General features: G+C 39.6%; 16 protein-coding genes. 10 read left to right on the top strand and 6 right to left on the bottom strand.

The annotated features are described in order from the left end of the window. The first annotated feature begins 1,343 nt into the window (after window positions 1-1,343). The 7 genes from CXF72_RS10440 to CXF72_RS10410 all read left to right on the top strand — a co-directional run bounded on the left by CXF72_RS10440 (window position 1,344) and on the right by CXF72_RS10410 (window position 7,641). Window positions 1,344-1,772 carry a universal stress protein gene (locus CXF72_RS10440; protein ID WP_101038907.1) on the top strand — a complete coding sequence of 143 codons (429 nt, stop codon included), beginning with the start codon at window positions 1,344-1,346 and terminating at the stop codon, window positions 1,770-1,772. Between the two features lie 396 nt (window positions 1,773-2,168). Then, window positions 2,169-2,594, top strand: coding sequence for a universal stress protein (locus tag CXF72_RS10435; protein ID WP_101038906.1), 426 nt, complete (start codon window positions 2,169-2,171; stop codon window positions 2,592-2,594). A gap of 308 nt (window positions 2,595-2,902) precedes the next feature. Continuing rightward, window positions 2,903-4,807 (top strand): molecular chaperone HtpG, encoded by a 1,905-nt coding sequence (gene htpG / locus CXF72_RS10430; protein ID WP_101038904.1) that lies wholly within the window; start codon window positions 2,903-2,905, stop codon window positions 4,805-4,807. A 209-nt stretch (window positions 4,808-5,016) separates the two neighbouring features. After that, complete coding sequence (gene adk / locus CXF72_RS10425; protein ID WP_101038903.1) at window positions 5,017-5,661, top strand: adenylate kinase; 645 nt, start codon at window positions 5,017-5,019, stop codon at window positions 5,659-5,661. Between the two features lie 329 nt (window positions 5,662-5,990). Further along, a complete protein-coding gene (locus CXF72_RS20245; protein WP_101038901.1) occupies window positions 5,991-6,107 on the top strand; it encodes a hypothetical protein in 117 nt (38 codons plus the stop codon). 239 nt (window positions 6,108-6,346) lie between these two features. Continuing rightward, window positions 6,347-6,850, top strand: a complete 504-nt coding sequence (locus tag CXF72_RS10415; protein WP_101038900.1) for a C40 family peptidase — start codon at window positions 6,347-6,349, stop codon at window positions 6,848-6,850. A 356-nt stretch (window positions 6,851-7,206) separates the two neighbouring features. Beyond that, window positions 7,207-7,641 carry a universal stress protein gene (locus CXF72_RS10410; protein ID WP_232784948.1) on the top strand — a complete coding sequence of 145 codons (435 nt, stop codon included), beginning with the start codon at window positions 7,207-7,209 and terminating at the stop codon, window positions 7,639-7,641. Between the two features lie 304 nt (window positions 7,642-7,945). Here the strand turns inward: CXF72_RS10410 and CXF72_RS10405 are convergent, their stop codons facing one another. From CXF72_RS10405 to mnmA, 4 genes are all read right to left on the bottom strand, one after another. Continuing rightward, window positions 7,946-9,073, bottom strand: a complete 1,128-nt coding sequence (locus CXF72_RS10405) for a ribosomal protein uL16 3-hydroxylase (RefSeq protein ID WP_101038898.1) — start codon at window positions 9,071-9,073, stop codon at window positions 7,946-7,948. A 480-nt stretch (window positions 9,074-9,553) separates the two neighbouring features. Beyond that, window positions 9,554-10,927 (bottom strand): adenylosuccinate lyase, encoded by a 1,374-nt coding sequence (gene purB / locus CXF72_RS10400; RefSeq protein WP_101038896.1) that lies wholly within the window; start codon window positions 10,925-10,927, stop codon window positions 9,554-9,556. Between the two features lie 54 nt (window positions 10,928-10,981). Then, window positions 10,982-11,611, bottom strand: coding sequence for a high frequency lysogenization protein HflD (gene hflD / locus CXF72_RS10395; RefSeq protein ID WP_101038894.1), 630 nt, complete (start codon window positions 11,609-11,611; stop codon window positions 10,982-10,984). A 51-nt stretch (window positions 11,612-11,662) separates the two neighbouring features. Next, window positions 11,663-12,766, bottom strand: coding sequence for a tRNA 2-thiouridine(34) synthase MnmA (mnmA, locus tag CXF72_RS10390; protein WP_101038893.1), 1,104 nt, complete (start codon window positions 12,764-12,766; stop codon window positions 11,663-11,665). A gap of 624 nt (window positions 12,767-13,390) precedes the next feature. Here mnmA and CXF72_RS10385 point away from each other — a divergent pair. Both CXF72_RS10385 and CXF72_RS10380 read left to right on the top strand, forming a co-directional pair. Further along, a complete protein-coding gene (locus CXF72_RS10385; protein ID WP_101038891.1) occupies window positions 13,391-15,541 on the top strand; it encodes an FAD-dependent oxidoreductase in 2,151 nt (716 codons plus the stop codon). A 2-nt stretch (window positions 15,542-15,543) separates the two neighbouring features. Further along, complete coding sequence (locus CXF72_RS10380) at window positions 15,544-16,344, top strand: DUF547 domain-containing protein (protein ID WP_101038890.1); 801 nt, start codon at window positions 15,544-15,546, stop codon at window positions 16,342-16,344. Window positions 16,345-16,617: 273 nt separating this feature from the next. On the opposite strand, the gene CXF72_RS10375 is transcribed toward CXF72_RS10380, so the two are convergent. Continuing rightward, window positions 16,618-16,923: a hypothetical protein gene (locus CXF72_RS10375; RefSeq protein ID WP_232784947.1), complete on the bottom strand. Its 306-nt coding sequence runs from the start codon at window positions 16,921-16,923 to the stop codon at window positions 16,618-16,620. 388 nt (window positions 16,924-17,311) lie between these two features. On the opposite strand from CXF72_RS10375, the gene dauA reads away from it, so the two are divergent. After that, a complete protein-coding gene (gene dauA / locus CXF72_RS10370; RefSeq protein WP_101038887.1) occupies window positions 17,312-19,033 on the top strand; it encodes a C4-dicarboxylic acid transporter DauA in 1,722 nt (573 codons plus the stop codon). Window positions 19,034-19,093: 60 nt separating this feature from the next. On the opposite strand, the gene CXF72_RS10365 is transcribed toward dauA, so the two are convergent. After that, window positions 19,094-19,558, bottom strand: a complete 465-nt coding sequence (locus CXF72_RS10365) for a DUF1810 domain-containing protein (protein ID WP_101038886.1) — start codon at window positions 19,556-19,558, stop codon at window positions 19,094-19,096. Between the last annotated feature and the right edge of the window lie 80 nt (window positions 19,559-19,638).

The raw sequence follows: 19,638 nt of genomic DNA, 5'->3' as shown, positions 1-19,638 counted from the left end.
CGCGTTTTGTACAAGCTATGCCATTAAATCCAGAAAAATCCCCATCCTTCGAAAGAAGGGTGGGGATTTTTTCGTTTAAGCGCTTGTGGCGATGACCAACTCGAACATGGGGAAGGTAGACAGTATGTCGAAGATATTTCCTTTCATGTGATAGTCGGGGTGAGTTCAGCGGCAGCTGAATTTCACGAACGGGCTAAGCTCTGCGTGCCCTGGATAATCAGGCGACAGCCTGGGTTTATGAGCGGACGAGCTCTGCGAGTCCTGTTCCATCGCCAGCTTCTTGCACAAGCTAGGCAATCAAATCCAATAGTATGCTTTTTACAATGTGATCATTTAATACCAAACGTATTAAATTTATGATCAATGCCTTCAATGGATAAAGTGTGCAGCAGCTCTCGGAACCGGCCTGTTGTTTTAAGCCTTTTAAAGGGACTACCACAGAAGGCACTGCGCGCTACACAGAGAAAGACCAGCCCGTAGGGTGCGCTCCGCGCACCGATTGCCGATGCCTGCGGTGCATATAATTCACTCTACGCATTCCATTAATTAATACCAAAAGAACTAAAAAGGTGATCACCCTTGCTGGTTAAAATCATCCCTAACTGCGTTGTGAGTTTTGAAGTGAGAACAACTATCTCCTGCAACTTACGCCTTATTAGTGCTGATTTTTCCTTCGCAATCATTGATCACTTAATTAATTCTTTTGGTATAACTTCAGATCACAATTTAATTTCTTTTGGTATAATTATTTATTTGGGTGTTATGTGATCGATAGGGTGCATTCTATGCACCGGAAAAAGCGATAATCGATGCGCGGAGCGCATCCTACACGACATCTTGATCCTATTGACTTTTATACCAAAAGCATTAAATTTATGATTAGTTGCTTCAAAGCAAAAATTTACGCTCACCAAGCCGTCGGTATGATTTTGAATAGTAAATCTGATTACTTTATTCGGTGTTATTGGTAGGGTGCATAGAATGCAACATACCTATAATATAATGGAATTCCATTAATTAACTTTCCATGTCGATCAATCTCTTAACAAATAGTATTTTCACTCTCTTTACATCACCAAGCACTTTTTTTTATAAAGTATATTTTTAAATAGCTGAAGCAGAATTAATATTAAGGTAATAAAAAACCATTGAATACATGATATTTTTTGTCCTAGTGCTAATCTTATGTTGAAGGTTTTTAAAAAGAGATTTTAACTGCCTAGTATTAATTCTATTTTAAATTGGTGTCTGTTTCCGATGCTAAAATATATTTATTTTTGATATTTAAGCCGTTAGATTAAAGGATTATTTTATTTATTAATAGAGTTAATTGTGAGGATGACATGAGCTATAAACATATATTAGTTGCGGTTGATTTATCTAAATCCAGTGAGAAAGTGATCAGTAGGGCTGTCTTGTTGGCTCAAGATACAAATGCTAAAGTTTCACTTATTTTTGTTGACGTAGATAATGTATCTAACATAGGACTTGTAAATTTAGAAATTGACACCCTGCCCTCTATTGAGGAAAGAGAGGAAGCATTACAACAAGATCTGCAGACCTTAGCTGATAAAGCGGGTTATCCTATTGAAAATTCGATTGTAGTGATGGGGGACTTTAAGCGCAGGGTAAATGCAACCGTTGAAAATATAGGTGCTGACTTATTGGTTTGCGGGCATCACCATGACTTTTGGAGTCGATTATTATCAGCCACACGTAAAATACTTAATTCGACAACTACCGATTTATTAATTGTTTATCTTGATAGCTAGTACCAAAAAACCAAATATAAATAACTGTTCAGTCTTGTTTCTTAAACTTAACTCTACCGCTGTTGCGAGTTTAAACAGAGCTTAATTATCTTTCGCAACTCGTTAATTATTAGTACTAATGATTAACGCGCAATACTGAATCATTTAATTAAAATGCTTAATATAACAATAGACTGAATAGTTATTTGATTAAATTTCTTTTCACTCTGCTGTGAGTGGGAAGAAAAATGAGTGTTATATATTGTGCTATTGTGAATTTATTTAGCAAAGCTTAAAACGCATTTAAGCTAGTCCGATTTTATTTCATTATTGTTTCAATTTGAACGCATTCCTAACTCTATGCGCCTTAATGAATCATTCGCATTAAATACAGATACAGAACGTTGGGGAAAGGTGATGAGTTATAAACATATATTAGTCGCTGTTGATTTATCAAGTTCAAGCGAATTTATTGTCGCTAAGGCTGTTTCACTGGCCAAAGACAATAATGCTGCAATCTCACTTATTTATGTTGATGTAGATTATGCAGATAATTTTACTGGTTTAAGTTATTCAGAGTTTAGTAAATTAGAGCCGGTTAGTGGAAGAAGCATTTTATTGGAGAAAGAGTTACAAGCATTAGCTGAAAAAATTGATTACCCCATCACTAATACTTTATTTGTAAGTGGCGATTTAAATAAAAAGCTGCAGGTAACCGTTAAGGAGATAGGTGCTGACTTATTAGTTTGCGGACACCATCACGACTTTTGGAGCCGTTTACTCTCTTCGGTTCGCAAGTTGGTTAACTCATCATTAATAGATATGTTAATTGTCCAATTGTAGTTTAGGTTTAAATTTACAATCTCCTGTTTATGTTAACGGCTTAACGGCTTAACGGCTTAACGGCTTGATATTAATGACTACACTAATAGTGTTTTTTGAAATGTGACTTCAGGCGTGCTGGCTTTATTGGAAGCAGGCCTAAAAATATAAATTAATTAATCAGATTGGTATTATTTATCACAGGCCTTACTAAGTTTATTTTGTAAAAAACATCCTGCTGACCTTGAAATCTTATCCTATGACCCCATTTTATTTTCATCGTTTATACCAAAGTCTTGTTTAGGCTAAATCTGAGAGAAATAGATATTATGGAACATCAACAAAATCATACTTTTAGCGCGGATACCGGCAAACTTCTTAAGTTAATGATTCATTCTTTATATTCAAATAAAGAAATATTCTTACGTGAACTTGTCTCAAATGCAGCAGATGCTGCCGATAAGTTACGTTTTAAAGCACTTTCTGACGGTTCTTTATTTGAAAATGACGGTGACTTACGTGTTCGTTTGAGCTTTGATGCAGATCTTAAAACTATTACTATTAGCGATAATGGTATCGGTATGAGCCGAGATGAAGTTATCGAACATTTAGGTACCATTGCAAAATCAGGTACCAGTGATTTCTTTGAGCAACTTTCAGGTGATCAAGTTAAAGATTCGCAACTTATAGGTCAGTTTGGTGTTGGTTTTTATTCTTCATTTATTGTTGCAGATAAAGTCACTGTTAATACGCGTAAAGCGGGCGAGCCTGCTTCTCAAGGTACCTGCTGGATTTCTACTGGCGAGTCAGATTACACCGTTGCCGACATAGAAAAAGCGGGTCGTGGTACTGAAATAACGCTTCACCTTCGAGATGATGAAGCTGAATTTTTAAATGACTACAAATTACGTGGTATTGTTTCTAAATATTCTGATCATATCAGTATTCCTGTTGAAATGTTCAAGGAAGCAACTGAAGAGTCTGAAGGTCCTGACGGCGAAAAAGTGCCTGCGACGGAAGCAACCTGGGAAGCTGTCAATAAAGCGACAGCACTTTGGAGTTGCTCTAAGAGCGAGCTTAAAGATGAAGAATATCAAGAGTTCTATAAACATATTGCTAATGACTTTGAAGATCCACTGACATGGAGTCATAACAAAGTTGAAGGTGAGCAAGCCTATACAAGCTTACTTTACATCCCTAAACGTGCTCCTTATGATCTTTGGAACCGTGAAAAAGCGCATGGTCTAAAACTGTATGTTCAACGTGTATTTGTTATGGATGATGCAGAGCAATTTATGCCAACCTATTTACGTTTTGTAAAAGGTGTGCTTGACTCAAATGACCTGCCGTTAAACGTTTCTCGTGAAATATTACAAGATACACGCGTTACGGCTAAGTTACGCAGCGGATGTACTAAACGTGTTCTTGATTTGCTTACTAAGCTTGCGAAAAAAGATGAGGCTGCATACAACCTGTTCTGGAAAGAGTTTGGTCAAGTATTAAAAGAAGGCCCTGCTGAAGATTCATCAAACAAAGAAAAAATCGGCAAGCTATTCCGTTTCTCTTCGACTGAAACTGATTCAACTGAACAAACCGTTTCTTTAGATGCATACATAAGCCGTATGATTGAAGGGCAAGATAAGATTTACTACATTACTGCTGATAGTTTTAATGCGGCAAAAAACAGTCCTCACCTAGAAGTGTTACGTGAAAAAGGTATCGAAGTATTATTACTTTCAGATCGTATTGATGAGTGGTTATTAAGCCATTTACCTGAATATGATGGAAAAACTTTTACTTCTGTTACTCAGGGTGATCTTGATTTAGGTAAGCTTGACAGTGAAGAAAAGAAAAAAGAACAAGAAGAACAAGAGACTGAATTTGCCAGCTTTGTTGAACGTGTAAAAACTGTATTGGGTGATAAAGTTAAAGATGTACGTTTAACGCATCGTCTAACATCAACGCCTTCTTGTATCGTCGCCGATAATGACGATATGACTACGCAAATGGCTAAATTGATGGCTCAAATGGGACAACCAGTGCCAGAGAGCAAACCTGTTTTTGAACTGAACCCAGAGCATGTAATGATTGTTAAATTAGCTGACATGGCTGATGAAGACTTATTTTCCCAGTGGTCAGAACTATTACTTGAACAAGCTATTTTATCTGAGAAAGGCAGTTTAGATGATCCGTCTGAGTTTGTTGGCCGTATCAATAAGCTACTTCTTGCTTAATTCTGCTCATTAGTTTATCTAAAAGGCCAACTTATGTTGGTCTTTTTTTTTGTCTGATCGAATGCTAAAGAAAAATAAGCCTATTTTTTATATTGAGCTTAGATCTAAGATTCTTCGTATTGCCCTGCAAGTTTAGGTATCTCTCCTTGAGAAATTCACCTAAAAAGTGTAAATTTCGCTTTCAATTTATTTATTACAAAGGATGTAGAATGCGCATTATCTTGTTAGGTGCTCCAGGTGCTGGAAAAGGTACACAAGCTCAATTTATGATGGACAAATATAGCATCCCGCAAATCTCTACGGGTGACATGCTACGAGCAGCAGCAAAAGCAGGTACAGAACTTGGTTTAAAAGCAAAAGAGCTAATGGACGCAGGGCAGCTTGTTTCTGATGAATTAATCATTGATTTAGTAAAAGAGCGTATCAGCGCAGAAGACTGCGCTAAAGGTTTCCTACTCGACGGGTTCCCTCGTACTATTCCACAGGCTGATGCAATGAAAACGGCTGGTGTTGCGGTTGATTTTGTACTTGAATTTGATGTGCCTGATGAAGAAATAGTTAAACGTATGGCGGGCCGTCGTGTCCATGCGGGTTCTGGTCGTACTTACCACATCTCTTACAACCCGCCAAAAGTAGTGGACAAGGATGATGTGACCGGTGATGACCTATCAATTCGTCCCGATGATGAAGAGTCAACAGTGCGTAAACGTCTCGATATTTACCATACTCAAACAGAGCCGCTGGTTGCTTATTATAAAAATGAAGCTGATCAGGGTAATGGCGAATATCATAAATTTGATGGCACCAAAACCGTTGACGTTATCAGTGCTGAGTTAGCAACTGTTCTTGGTTAATAGATTTTATAAAATAAAATAAGGGGCATTTAGCCCCTTTTTTATGACACTGTAAGGAAGAGGAAAAAAATACGCCACTCTATTGGTTAACTTAGGCTCAGCATAAAAAAAGAATGCTCGCCAATTTTTACGTGGTTTTTATCCGCTAAGAGAGTTGTTGATTAACCTTATTGATTTTCGCTACCCTTTTTAAATATTTTTATTTTACAGCTATTAATTTTGTCCGTGATTACCACTTCATCCCCTGTATATTTAAGCCTTAGTTAATTCGATTTAAGATCATTGGCAAAAAAGGGCCAGCTGAGCAGCTGATTTTTTCATTTCATGGCATGCCTAAACGCTTAGGCGATGTTTATCAGAAACATACGTTGTGGGCAGTTGAACGGGTGATGGGGTTACCTGTACAGCAATATAAACTCTGTTATCAATCTCGTGTAGGTCGGTAAAACCCTATCTGAATATTTCTTTGCCTGAGACTGCAAAATCAAGCACTCAGTCAGTTGATATTATTAGTCCTGCTTTTTGTGATTGTTTGTAAACATGAGAGGAATTGCCGATCGAAAATCAAGTGTTATTTTTAGACAGTGTTGGTGAAACATACCATTAGATTCTCTGCCTGAATGATAACGATCAGCATATAAAAATGATGGAAGCTTTAGTAACTAGGTTAAGGTGAATTGCATTGATGGTAAATAAGTTAAAGGTGAGCTGCTGCTCTATTATTTTATTAATCATGCTGAGTGCATGTTCAAGTTCTTCTCCTGTTGCGGGTCAATCAGAATCTTTTAAAAAAATAACAGATGAGAGATTGATGGAAGAGGTAGCGAGTGTTTTATTAGGTAACGAATTTGATATTTGGGAAGGTACTCCCTATCGCTTCGGCGGAACGAATAAGCAGGGCATAGATTGTTCAGCCTTGATCCAAAAAATCTACTTAAACAGCTTCAATATCAAATTTCCACGCACCACTGCAATGCAATCCCGGCAAGGTTACCCCATTAATAAAAGTAAATTACAGGTGGGTGATCTGGTTTTTTTCAAAACAAGTTTAACTGAAAATCATGTTGGTATTTTTATTGATAATGGTCGATTTTTACATGCTTCCAGCAGCCAGGGGGTAATGATCTCCGTATTAAATAATCCCTATTGGCGGTCAAAATATTGGCAGTCCCGACGCATCCTCAATTGATCAACAAAGTACTGACTATGGCGTAACAGATAGCATAAAGACTGTTTTATTTTAGTTGCAGCCTGTCATTCCTCTTCTGCTTGTTTTAACACCGGATTCGAATCCTGTGTTTTTCTTGCAGCGCCTGCTCGTGAGCAGGATTAAATTATATGCCATAAGCTGAGCAACCTGCTGTTAAAATCTGATGACGCTTATCTCTGCAGGGCAAAAAAGTTATAAAAATTGCAATTAAAAATGGTCGTTTATACCAAGTTGGTTAGGAACTCAGGTGTTTTTTGAGGCATTTTTAAGGAGTATTGTGATGAATTAATTGGCATCGGTGCTAATCTTAATAGAGAAAGCTGAAGGTGGAGAAAATGATGAACTATGAGCATATTTTAGTCACTGTTAATTTAACTAAAATCAACCAAGAAGTAATTGATAGGGCGTTATCATTAGCTAAAGCGACGGGCGCTAAGGTTTCATTTATTCATGTGGATATTGGTTGTACTAATAATGTTTCTATTTTAAAGGAGGGCGGTGATACTCCTGCTGAAGAGATATCTAAATCGAAAAGTGAATTGCAGCGGCAGTTGCAAGCATTAGCTGATCGGGCTGATTACCCTATCACCAATACATTAGTAGTAAGCGGTGGACTTCGTTATAAATTGGAAGAAACTATTCGTAAAATGGATGTTGACCTACTAGTTTGTGGACACCATCATAATTTCTGGAGTCGTGTTGTCTCTTCGGTACGTGAACTGGTAGACACATCACCGATAGATTTACTCATTGTCCATCTGGATGACTGATAATACCAAATTCATCAATTTTACGTTCATTTATGCATTTTCAAAAAAGATGCTAGCCAGACATAAAACTACGTTTTAGTCTTTGCTATTAATTTTATAATTTTGCCTTCTCGTTATACCGATCTGCTGCTTTTCTTAACAAATAATGACCAGATTAGAAGCTGTTTTATCGCTTTGCACAGAGTGGATAAGTGGAGAAGGTTTATGTTAATGCTTGAATTTATTTTATCAATGAGCAGGTAGCCCTGCTCATTACAACTTATTGATGTTTAAATTAGTGTAAATAATTTAAAGCTGAGTGTATTTAAGCTGCATACCAGTAACCCTGATTTACGAGATCAGTAAATAGCGTCAGCGCATTTTTATCTTCAATTAACAGATCATATAGCTCACCGCCAACCTCATCTTGATCGCAAAGATGGTGCCCTAATTCGGTAAAACCTTCACAATTAAATTGTTCACCGTTAATAAACAGTAATTCCGGGGCTTGTTCAAAATAGACCGCGTGTAATCCACCTAATCTTATAAATTGTGCTCCGTCTTCCAGCTGCTCTAATATGGATTGTGCCGTATGAGGTTGTTCGGGTTCGGCTATATCAAGATCATGTTTAGCTTCGCTAATCATACGGCCGAACCAGGGCATAATCATTTCCGGCGTTGCACAATTGGCTAACATAATACGGTGTAATTCGTTAAGCTCCTGAGTTTCAATTTGCCCCGGCTTTTCCCGTAATAACATTTCCTGGTCGGCATAACGTTCCGGTGCTGCATTGGTATCGATACAGTAATCGGCAAAACTGCTTAACAGATCATTTTGATCAGGGGCACGAAATCCGACACTGTAATTAAGCGATGCTTCAATCGCATAACCTTCATGCGGATAACCGGCGGGAATATACAAGATATCACCCGGTTCAAGTTCGACATCAATAATGGCATCAAAGGGCGCACAATGTTTAAGTGCACCATGGGCTGCAAATTCTGCTAATGCTTTCTTATCACCAACACGCCAATGTCGTTTGCCAAGGCCTTGAATAATAAATACATCATAATTGTCAATATGCGGGCCCACTCCACCTTTTGGCGTGGAGTAGCTGATCATCAGGTCATCAATCCGCCAGTTAGGTAAAAAGCGGAAAGGTCGTATTAACTCCTGCGCATCCGGATGCCAGTGATCCACTGCTTGTACCAACAATGTTGCACCATCATCTTCTAGTCTTTCAAAGCTTGTAAAAGGACCGCTCAGTGCTTGCCATTGACCATCCTCCTGATAAACAAGGCGACTTTCAAGCTCATCTTCCATTGCTAATCCGGCCATTTCATCGGGCATGATAGGATCTTCAAAGTCAATAAAACCTTGTTTGATAACCGTCGGTTTTTTCTGCCAGTAGGTGTCAAGAAAATCATTAATATCTAAATTAAGTTCGAACATAGTACCTCGTTAAAAAATTTGCAGCTCACCGGGATGATGCTTTGGTTATTATACCAATCCACATAAATCTCTGACCTATCTTACTTGTTCAAATTAACGCTAGCTTCGTTGTTTTCAATCTCAATAGCCCGCTATTGCTCAATCAAACGTCTTGCTATCATTACTTTTTCCTTCGCAATTTTAGACCATTTACTTATGCGGATTGGTATTATACCAATTCCACTCATTAGATGGTCTATTTAGGCGCCGGAAAAAGGCATGAAAGCAAGGTATTGATTGCAGTAACTAGTTGTTCTAATTATAAAATCAATAGCAAAGACTAAAACGTAGTTTTATGTCTAGCTAGCATGTGTTTTAACCAGCATAAATGGGCATAAATTTAATGGATTTAGTATTAGTATAGAATAAACAAAAAAGGCAACCTTAGGCTGCCTTATCATTTAATCACAATATTAAGATCAAATTGATCAATAATTGCTTTTAGTCAGTTAATTTATCGACTAAGTTTATTGCCTGACCGATATAATTAGCGGGTGTCATCGCCTTAAGCTCTGTTTTAACCGCATCGGTAAGATCAAGTGTATCGATAAACTGCGCCATACCAGGACCATCAACACGTTTGCCACGGGTTAATTCTTTCAATTTTTCATAGGGTTTTTCAATACCGTAACGACGCATCACTGTTTGGATTGGCTCAGCTAATACTTCCCAGTTTGAATCCAGATCTTTGAGCATGTTTGCTTCGTTTGCTTCTAACTTGCTGATACCTTTTAAACTTGCTTCATAAGCAATCACAGAGTAACCAATTGCAACACCTAAGTTACGTAATACCGTTGAATCGGTCAAATCACGCTGCCAGCGAGAAACGGGCAGTTTCGCCGCTAAGTGATCAAAGAGCGCGTTTGCCAGCCCTAAGTTACCTTCAGAATTTTCAAAATCAATAGGGTTAACTTTATGCGGCATGGTTGAAGATCCAATTTCACCGGCAATGGTTTTTTGTTTGAAGTGACCAAGGCAGATATAACCCCATACGTCACGGTCAAAGTCTAAAAGAATAGTATTAAAACGTGCAATCGCATCAAATAGCTCGGCGATGTAATCATGTGGTTCAATTTGCGTCGTATAAGGATTGAATGTAACCCCTAAGCTGGTCACAAACTGCTCAGCAAACTCTTCCCAGTTAACTTCCGGGTAAGCACTCAGGTGAGCGTTGTAATTACCCACTGCGCCATTTGTTTTACCTAACATTTCTGTTGCTTCAATTTGTTTTACCTGACGTCGTAACCGTGCAACAACGTTAGCCATTTCTTTACCCATTGTTGTTGGAGAAGCGGGCTGACCATGGGTACGGGACATCATTGGCATTGCTTTGTATTCACGTGCTTTATCCGCGATCGCAGCAATAATTTTATTGCAGTAAGGCAGAATAACGTCTTTTTTAGCGGTAGTGAGCATTAATGCGTGAGATAGATTATTAATATCTTCAGAAGTACAGGCAAAGTGGATGAATTCCGAAATAGCATTCAATTCAGCAACATTTGCGACTTTCTCTTTTAAGAAGTACTCAACCGCTTTAACATCATGGTTTGTTGTCGCTTCAATGGCTTTAATGCGGGCAGCATCCGCTTCACTGAACTCAGATACAATCGCATCAAGATGTGCATTAGCGGCCGCTGAGAAAGCAGGAACTTCTGCGATATCAGCAGTTTCAGCCAGCTTTTGTAACCAGCGAACCTCAACCTGCACACGGAATTTGATTAAACCAAATTCACTGAAAATAGTGCGTAAAAGTTGAGTTTTGCTACCGTAACGGCCATCAACGGGTGATACCGCTGTTAGTCCTGAAAGTTCCATTTGTTGCTCCTGATATTATGTAGTGCAGGTTGAGGTATAGTGGTACAAATATGTTTAAACACGGTGTAAATTTTGTTTTGTTTGGTGGATCATAGCCTTACGGGAAAATATTAGTTGACGACGTTTACCGCCAAGTTGACGCCATAATACGGCGGCACGTACACCGGCTAATAATAATGCGCGAATTTTATGCTGAGTATGTTCCTGCTGCAGGCAGGCAGGGCTGCCATTGATTTGAATCTTGGGTCCTAGAGTACTGATAAGATCCTTATAGATAGAATCTAAGTTACTCAGTACACTGCTGTCATTAATATCAAAATGTGCCAGTTGACGCTGAACCTGATTGATACGTTGGCTGAGCAAATTAAGTGTTGAACTGTTATTGCTCAGTTTTTTCTCAAGGCTTATCATACCGATAATATATTTAGTAACCTGCATATTGCGGTTACTACTGCCGTTATCCAATTGTTCAATCATGCTTTTAAAACCAACTTCAAGTACGTCATAACCACCAAAGATCTCGATTGGAGAGTCACTTTCAACGCGCATAATTGACTGTAAAGAAGCATCAAAAGCAACCGCATCGGGACATAATCCTTTGGTTGCTATTTTATCAAGAAGATAAGCTGCCTGGCAGATGGCTGCAAAAGCGAGACAACGAGATTCTATATTGTTAAATGACATAAATTTTCTCTATTAATATGTTAATACAGTTAGTTCGGATCTTTTACAAAATTATTTTTGCAAATGCTCTTCAATAATCGCACCGCCTAAACAGACTTCATCGTTATAAAATACTGCTGACTGTCCCGGAGTTACTGCCGCTTGGGCTGTGTCAAAAATAACCTTTAATGTGTCATCATCAAGCGGCGTGACAGTGCACGGGATATCTTGTTGGCGGTAACGCGTTTTGACTGTACATCTAAAGGTTGATTTTCTAGGTGTTCTGTCCACCCAATCACACTGTTTAGCAATTAAACCGTAGGAGAATAGGGCGGGATGATCCGCACCTTGAGCCACTAATAAACAGTTTTTCTCCATATCTTTACCAACAACATACCAGGGATTTTCATTGGAGTTTTGTAAACCGCCAATGCCTAAACCTTTACGTTGACCAAGAGTGTGGTACATCAAACCCTGATGCTGACCGATGACTTCGCCGGTCGGTGTCACAATATCACCCGGTTGTGCCGGTAAATATTCCTGTAAAAAATCAGTAAATTTACGCTCTCCAATAAAACAAATACCCGTACTGTCTTTTTTATTGTGGGTGATCAAATCTTGCTGTTCTGCGATTCGGCGCACTTCCGGTTTTTCTAATTCACCGACAGGGAACAGGCTTTTGGCAACTTGTTTTTCGCCAATAGCATAGAGAAAGTAGCTCTGGTCTTTATTATTATCTAAACCGCGTAATAACTGCACATGACCATCAACTTCACGACGGCGCACGTAATGACCCGTGGCAATATAATCCGCGCCGAGATCTTCTGCGGCGAACTCTAAAAATGCTTTAAATTTAATTTCTTTATTGCACATAATATCTGGATTTGGCGTACGGCCCGCTTTGTATTCGGCAAGAAAATGCTCAAATACATTATCCCAGTATTCTGCTGCAAAATTAATAGTATGTAGTGGAATGCCTAATTTATCACAGACAGACTGTGCATCTTCAAGGTCTTGGGCTGCGGCGCAATACTGATCGGTATCATCCTCTTCCCAGTTTTTCATGAATAGCCCTTCGACCAGATACCCCTGCTGCTGTAATAAATACGCAGATACTGAGGAATCTACACCGCCGGACATTCCGACGATCACTTTAACTTGGCTATTGTCTGTCATAAATAATTCTCCTACTCCTAATTGAAGCGAGATTTTAGCAGAAATAAGACAAGAAAACAGAATGGATTTTGTTCTTATTTTTAATGAAAAAGTATTAATATCTTACGGGTGAGAGAGGGGGGATTACCGATTGCAGTAATATTTTTAACCCGTCAGATACCGCCTTATAAATATGCATTAATACAGGGAGAATCAAACCCGTTTTTTTTGTCTGTTTTTAGCGCAGTTATTCTGCTCTTCTTTCGATCCTTGCGCGGTTAGAGACTTTCTTGAATGCACCGCGTTTAAATCACTAGCCTTGGTTTTATAAATGTTTAGTCAGCGCTATTATTGACCTTAATCGTTTATAACAAGCTCTGGCTTGTGCTTAATTATTTTGTACACTATTCCCGAATGGTTGAAGCGAATGATTAACTGATTAACAAATAATGAAATTTATCTTTATAAACGCGGTCTTGTAGTAGTGAGCCAAAAAAAATAGCTGTTCAAACCTTGTATACACCGACTAATTGAAGATGCAGGTTTAGAGTTTTTCCCGGATTCTGAAACAAGGCGATAAACACTGCTCTTGGTTATTAGAAGCCTTGAAACGAAAGAAATATTGACATTTATAAAGGATAAGAAATGAAAAAAATAATTATAATCGCAGTGATTATTGCAGCTATAGCTGCTTTTTTTGCTTTTGATTTGGGGCAATTTTTAAGCCTGGAGAATATTAAAGCCAGCCAGGCTGATATCGCTCAATGGCAGACAAATAATCCGTTTGTCGCCGCGCTGAGTTTCTTTGCCGTTTATATTGCGGTTACCGCATTATCCTTACCTGGAGCGGCTGTCATGACTATTGCCGCAGGTGCCTTTTTGGGCTTGTTTTGGGGTGTGGTGATCGTTTCATTTGCTTCAAGTATTGGCGCGACACTCGCATTTTTGATGTCCCGATTTGTGCTCCGCGACAGTATACAAAATAAGTTTGCTGAGCGTCTGAAACTGATTAATCAGGGGATTGAGCGGGATGGTGCTTTTTATCTGTTTACGCTGCGTTTGGTACCTGTCTTCCCGTTTTTTCTAATTAATATACTGATGGGCTTAACGCCTATTCGAACCATCACATTTTTTCTGGTCAGTCAGGTAGGCATGTTGGCCGGGACGTTAGTCTTTGTTAATGCCGGAACACAACTCGCTCAAGTTGATAGTTTGTCGGGCATATTATCCCCTAGTTTATTGCTTTCATTTGCTTTGCTTGGTCTGTTTCCCTGGATAGCCAAGAAAATGATCACTATTTTAAAGCAACGTAAAGTCTATGCGAAATGGGATAAACCAAAACAATTTGATCGTAACTTGATCGTTATTGGCGGCGGGGCAGCAGGTTTGGTTTCTTCTTATATCGCAGCTGTTGTGAAAGCGAAAGTTACCTTGATTGAAGCGCATAAAATGGGCGGTGATTGTCTAAATTATGGCTGTGTCCCCAGCAAAGCTTTAATAAAAAGTGCAAAAGTTGCCAAGCAAATGTCTACTGCCAGTCACTATGGATTGCAGTCAGTAACCCCCACTTTTAGTTTTCGTAATGTGATGGACAGGGTGCATAAAGTGATTGCGGCCATAGAGCCTCATGATAGCGTAGAGCGTTATACCGAGCTGGGTGTTGAAGTGCTGCAAGGGTATGCGAAATTGGTCGACCCCTGGACAGTGGAAATAAGCCTAAATGATGGAACACGCCAGAGATTAACAGCGCGCTCTATTATTATTGCCGCTGGAGCCAAACCTTTTGTACCCCCTATTCCGGGTTTAGAAGAAGTGGGGTATTTGACCAGTGATACGCTTTGGCATGAATTTGCAAAATTAGACCATGCACCTGAGCGTTTAGTGGTGTTAGGTGGAGGACCGATTGGTTGTGAATTGGCACAAAGCTTTGCCCGTTTAGGTTCGAAAGTATCACAAGTTGAAATGGCTCCTCGCATTATGCTTCGAGAAGATCCTGAAGTGTCAGATCTTACCAAAGCCTCATTAGAAGCCGATGGCGTGCAGGTACTGACGGCGCATAAAGCGATACGATTAGAAAAAAATGGCGACAGTAAAATATTGGTTGTCGAATTTGAGGGTAAAGAAAAGCACATTGAGTTTGACCAACTTATCTGCGCCGTTGGCCGAGTCGCTCGTCTCGAGGGGTATGGCTTAGAGGACATTGGCGTTTCTACCAAGAACACCGTCATTACCGATGGTTATCTGCAAACATTATATCCGAATATTTTTGCCGCGGGTGATGTGGCCGGGCCTTTTCAGTTTACCCATACGGCTGCTCATCAAGCATGGTATGCCGCTGTGAATGCCCTGTTTGGACAGTTTAAAAAGTTCAAAGTTGATTATTCTGTGATCCCCTGGGCGACCTTTACTGATCCTGAAGTCGCCAGAGTCGGGTTAAACGAACAAGATGCGAAGCAGCAAGGTATTGCCTATGAAGTGACGCGTTACGGGCTTGATGACTTAGATCGTGCTATTGCCGATGGCACTGATCAGGGCTTTGTTAAAGTATTAACTAAACCGGGTAAGGATACTATTTTGGGTGTGACTATTGTCGGCGCTCAAGCCGGGGATTTATTACCTGAATTTGTCTTAGCAATGAAGCACGGGCTTGGTTTAGGTAAAATCCTGGGCACCATACATACCTACCCCACTATGTCTGAAGCGAATAAATACGCAGCAGGTGAATGGAAGCGAGCTCATGCGCCACAAAAAATATTAGTATGGCTGGAAAAATATCACAACTGGCGAAGAGGTTAAGTATGATGAAAATTATAAAAGGGTTACTGGTTAATGGTCTTTTTGTGTTTATTTTTCTTGTCGGGGCTTCGGCCTCAGCTGCAGATTTTCAACATAAACAGTGGGATCAACTGTTAAAAAAACATGTTGTTAATCTTCAGCAGGGTCAAGTGACCCAAGTTGATTATGCTGGTATGAAGACGGATCGCGTCGAGCTGAAGCAATATTTAGCTGATTTGAGTAAAGTCTCTGACGTTATCTTTCAGGGATGGTCAGAATCAGAACGCTTAGCTTTTTTAATTAATGCCTACAATGCATGGACCGTTGAGTTGATTTTAACTGAATATCCTGATATTGAATCAATTAAAGATCTTGGCTCTTTATTTAGTTCTCCCTGGAAAAAAGATTTTATCCCTTTATTAGGTAAAACGCGCTCATTAGATAATATTGAGCAAGATCTTATTCGTGGTAACTTTAAAGAGCCGCGCATTCACTTTGCACTTAATTGTGCCAGTATTGGTTGTCCGGCTTTAAGAGCACAGGCCTATCAAAGTGATTTTCTTGAAGCACAGCTCAGTGATGCAATAAATCTATTTTTATCCGATAGTAGTCGTAACCGTGTACAGGGGAACGAATTACAAATTTCTAAAATATTTAAGTGGTATCAGAATGATTTTGAGCAGCAGCAAACGTTAGCGCAATTTTTAATAAAGCACGACAAGGCACTTAAGTTAACTGAGCAGCAGCAACAGGCGCTATTACGTGAGGATATTGATATTGAATATTTAGATTATAATTGGTCCTTGAATCGCATCCGCTTATAAAGTAGTGAGAAATAGAGCCAAAAAAATGAATTTTTTTATAAACAGTCTTATTTTTACAATTCAGTTTTTTGGCCGTACGCGAGATTAATATCTTACGGGTAAGAGGGGGCTCTGACGGATTGAACGAATATTTTTAGGCAATCAGGCATTAATCCATAAAGATGAATTAATGCCTACGATGATCAAACAAGGTTTTGTCTGTTTTTATGTGACTTGTCTTGGCGTTGATCAATTGAATGGGGGGATAGTGTTAACTTTTTGCGGTTGTTTTTCTTATTGCAAAATTTCGACAATATCCAGTGATTCCTTAATTAACCTGAGCACCTTACCTTCAACCTTTATGGTTATTATACCCTGGTCGTCAACGGGAAAAACAAGGTCAGCACTGTCATAAACTTGTCTATCCAATTTTTCACCAACGGCAAGTTTTTTTTGCCAACCAGGCGGTAGGCTATCCCCACGTGCAACTTTCTTTTGCAATCCAGGTGGAAGTGATTTTTCGTGATCTGACTTTGCTTCTGCGCTGCTAAAAGCAAAGGTGAGCACCACTGCTAACAGACTAATCATTACTTTTTTCATTTTTATCAATCTCAACGTTAGGTGGAAATAGAGTGTTTCTGCCGGACTGCTTATCGGTAGTCGTTTTTCAGGCATAGGCATAAACTGAGCAGGTTAAATTTCTCCATAGGAAAATAACCCTGTCACTAATAGCATTTTATTAAACGCTAATGACGCTCAAATGACAAGCACTTATCCAGCACACTTTTTTTTGAGAAAGGCGCTGAAAAGTCAATTTAATGTTTTTTCGTTCTGGCGTGGCGGTAGGTGACCCGAGTGCTAATTATCCATTGAAGCCATAATATTTAGCTCATAATTATTTGATATCCACAAAATTAATATTGAATTCTCTATTATTAGTAGTAGCATTAGCCTTTCCATCCAGCCTAATATAAGTGAAGATCAGACCTTGTCCCATCGTGCCCACCTGTTTTCTCTGCGTATCGCTTATGCGATGCGAGAATCGTTTATAAACAATAATTATTCATTTCCTGACCTGCTCAAAGATTTATTGTCCGGGATTTCCGTCGGAATTATAGCCATTCCGCTGGCAATGGCACTTGCTATTGCTTCCGGAGTCCCTCCGCAATATGGTCTCTACACCGCAGCGGTAGCGGGTATTCTGATTCCGCTGGTGGGTGGTTCGCGCTACAGCGTATCAGGCCCTACGGCAGCCTTTGTGGTGATCATTCAACCTATTGTTTTTCAATATGGCTTGTCTGGTTTACTGGTTACTACTGTTTTATCGGGTATTCTGCTGCTCGCGATGGCTTTCTTACGGCTGGGGCGATATATAGAATATGTACCGCAAGCCGTCACCTTAGGTTTTACGGGGGGCATTGCCGTGGTCATTGCCATTTTACAGGTTGATGAATTTCTCGGTATAGAGATCACCGAATTCCCTACCCATTTTTATGAAAAAGTGGGGGTGTTAATTGCCGAGATACCCGGATTTGATATTACTTCGTTATTTGTTGGCGGAATCACTTTGTTGGTATTGGTTATCTGGCCCTATTTTATCAAATCAATTCCGCCACATTTACCCGCGCTTGTGGTCGGCGGTGTAGCTGCTGTGCTGCTTGAATCAATACATCTGCCCGTTGATACCATTGGCTCAACGTATCAATTTTTATTTCCCGATGGTTCAATGGGCCACGGTATTCCGCCTTTTCTGCCCAATTTTGAGCTTCCCTGGTTGCGGGAGTTGCCTGGCGATCCGGTCTTAATTTGGAATCTTTCATTATTGACAGATCTTCTCTCCGCGGCCTTTGCGATCGCTGCGCTCGGGGCGATCGAATCGCTACTTTGTGCCGTTGTCCTTGATGAAATGAGCCAAACTCGCCATAGCGCAAACAGTGAATTATTGGGTCAGGGTATCGGTAATATTATTACCCCTTTTCTAGGCGGCATCACGGCGACCGGTGCGATTGCCCGATCTGCTACAAATTATAAAAGTGGCGCCAGAAGTCCGTTGTCCGGCGTCTTCCATGGGGTTTTTATTATATTGGCTATTTTATTCGCCGCCCCTATTTTATCTTATATTCCCATGCCGAGTATGGCGGCTTTATTGCTTATCGTGGCATGGAAAATGGGCGAATTTCACAAATCACTTAACTTGCTTAAAACAGCGAGTAAAAGTGATATTGCGGTGTTTCTTACCTGTTTTTCACTGACTATTCTGTTTGATATGGTGATTGCTATTATCGCCGGTATTTTGCTCGCTTCACTATTATTTGTGCGCAGCATGTCAGAACTGACCGAACTTAAAAACACCACTAAAAAATATTATTCGCTGCAACCCGCGGGTCAATTATTTAAAGTTTTTGATATTAACGGTCCGCTGTTTTTTGCTGCTGCCGATAGGATTTTTGGCGAGTTAGGCTTTTTATTAACCCAGGAATGTGATGGCATTTTATTAAATATGGAAAATGCCTCCATGATTGATTCGGGTGGTATCTCATCATTATTAAAATTAATAGAAGAATGTGACGCTCACGGTACTAAAATTCACCTCAGCAATATGAATCGGCCGGTTGCACGGGCGTTGATTAAAGCCAGGTTGAAGAGGGATAAGCGGATCAAGCTATTTACTACTGTTCAAGCGGCTCAGGCTGCCTTTTTGAAAAAATAATATCAGCATACTGCTAGAGATAACCACAGAGTCTATTGCAGGGGGCTTTGTGGTTCTGCCTTATAATGCGGTTAGATTATCTTTATCGCTCTTATTTAAAATATCTACAGATCTTTTATCTACCAGCCCGCCATAAAACTTAAGCAGGGCATTTTTAAAAATATCAGGGCTTTTCTCTGTGCTGGCAAACAGGGTCATCGAGGAGTGGAATTTTAAATAATCAGGGAAAGAAAATATTTTCTGGGCACTGCTATTTTCAATGCATATTACTAAACGGGTACATTCAATTAATCTTTTTCCCAATATGGGATCGTTCAAATAGGCTGTTGCTTCTTCTAAGGATTTTATGGCATATTTTTTTGCTGTCGGGCTGCGGGCCAGCCCGTCAATTTGCGGGAAGATAAACCACATCCAGTGTGATAACTTTTTACCTTTTGTGAGTTCTTTTCGAACCGTCGCGTAGCATTTATTCTGTGCGTTTATAAACCGCTTGAGGTTAAATCTGTCTTGCCCGGATTGTTGCATATGATCAGCCTGTTTTTGCTGTAAAGTTTTATTCCCATAATAACTTTATAGCCAAACCAGTGTAATACCAATTCCATTAA

The organism is Psychromonas sp. MB-3u-54, from assembly GCF_002836415.1.
Lineage (GTDB): Bacteria > Pseudomonadota > Gammaproteobacteria > Enterobacterales > Psychromonadaceae > Psychromonas.
This window is presented reverse-complemented; position numbering and strand designations above follow the sequence as displayed.

Coding starts and splice junctions, on each gene's coding strand:
- CXF72_RS10410 (WP_232784948.1), top strand. CDS start 7,207: ATGATGAACTATGAGCATATTTTAGTCACTGTTAATTTAACTAAAATC.
- CXF72_RS10435 (WP_101038906.1), top strand. CDS start 2,169: ATGAGTTATAAACATATATTAGTCGCTGTTGATTTATCAAGTTCAAGC.
- htpG (WP_101038904.1), top strand. CDS start 2,903: ATGGAACATCAACAAAATCATACTTTTAGCGCGGATACCGGCAAACTT.
- CXF72_RS10380 (WP_101038890.1), top strand. CDS start 15,544: ATGATGAAAATTATAAAAGGGTTACTGGTTAATGGTCTTTTTGTGTTT.
- CXF72_RS20245 (WP_101038901.1), top strand. CDS start 5,991: ATGCCTAAACGCTTAGGCGATGTTTATCAGAAACATACGTTGTGGGCA.
- hflD (WP_101038894.1), bottom strand. CDS start 11,611: ATGTCATTTAACAATATAGAATCTCGTTGTCTCGCTTTTGCAGCCATC.
- CXF72_RS10365 (WP_101038886.1), bottom strand. CDS start 19,558: ATGCAACAATCCGGGCAAGACAGATTTAACCTCAAGCGGTTTATAAAC.
- adk (WP_101038903.1), top strand. CDS start 5,017: ATGCGCATTATCTTGTTAGGTGCTCCAGGTGCTGGAAAAGGTACACAA.
- mnmA (WP_101038893.1), bottom strand. CDS start 12,766: ATGACAGACAATAGCCAAGTTAAAGTGATCGTCGGAATGTCCGGCGGT.
- CXF72_RS10385 (WP_101038891.1), top strand. CDS start 13,391: ATGAAAAAAATAATTATAATCGCAGTGATTATTGCAGCTATAGCTGCT.
- purB (WP_101038896.1), bottom strand. CDS start 10,927: ATGGAACTTTCAGGACTAACAGCGGTATCACCCGTTGATGGCCGTTAC.
- CXF72_RS10440 (WP_101038907.1), top strand. CDS start 1,344: ATGAGCTATAAACATATATTAGTTGCGGTTGATTTATCTAAATCCAGT.
- CXF72_RS10405 (WP_101038898.1), bottom strand. CDS start 9,073: ATGTTCGAACTTAATTTAGATATTAATGATTTTCTTGACACCTACTGG.
- CXF72_RS10415 (WP_101038900.1), top strand. CDS start 6,347: ATGGTAAATAAGTTAAAGGTGAGCTGCTGCTCTATTATTTTATTAATC.
- CXF72_RS10375 (WP_232784947.1), bottom strand. CDS start 16,923: ATGAAAAAAGTAATGATTAGTCTGTTAGCAGTGGTGCTCACCTTTGCT.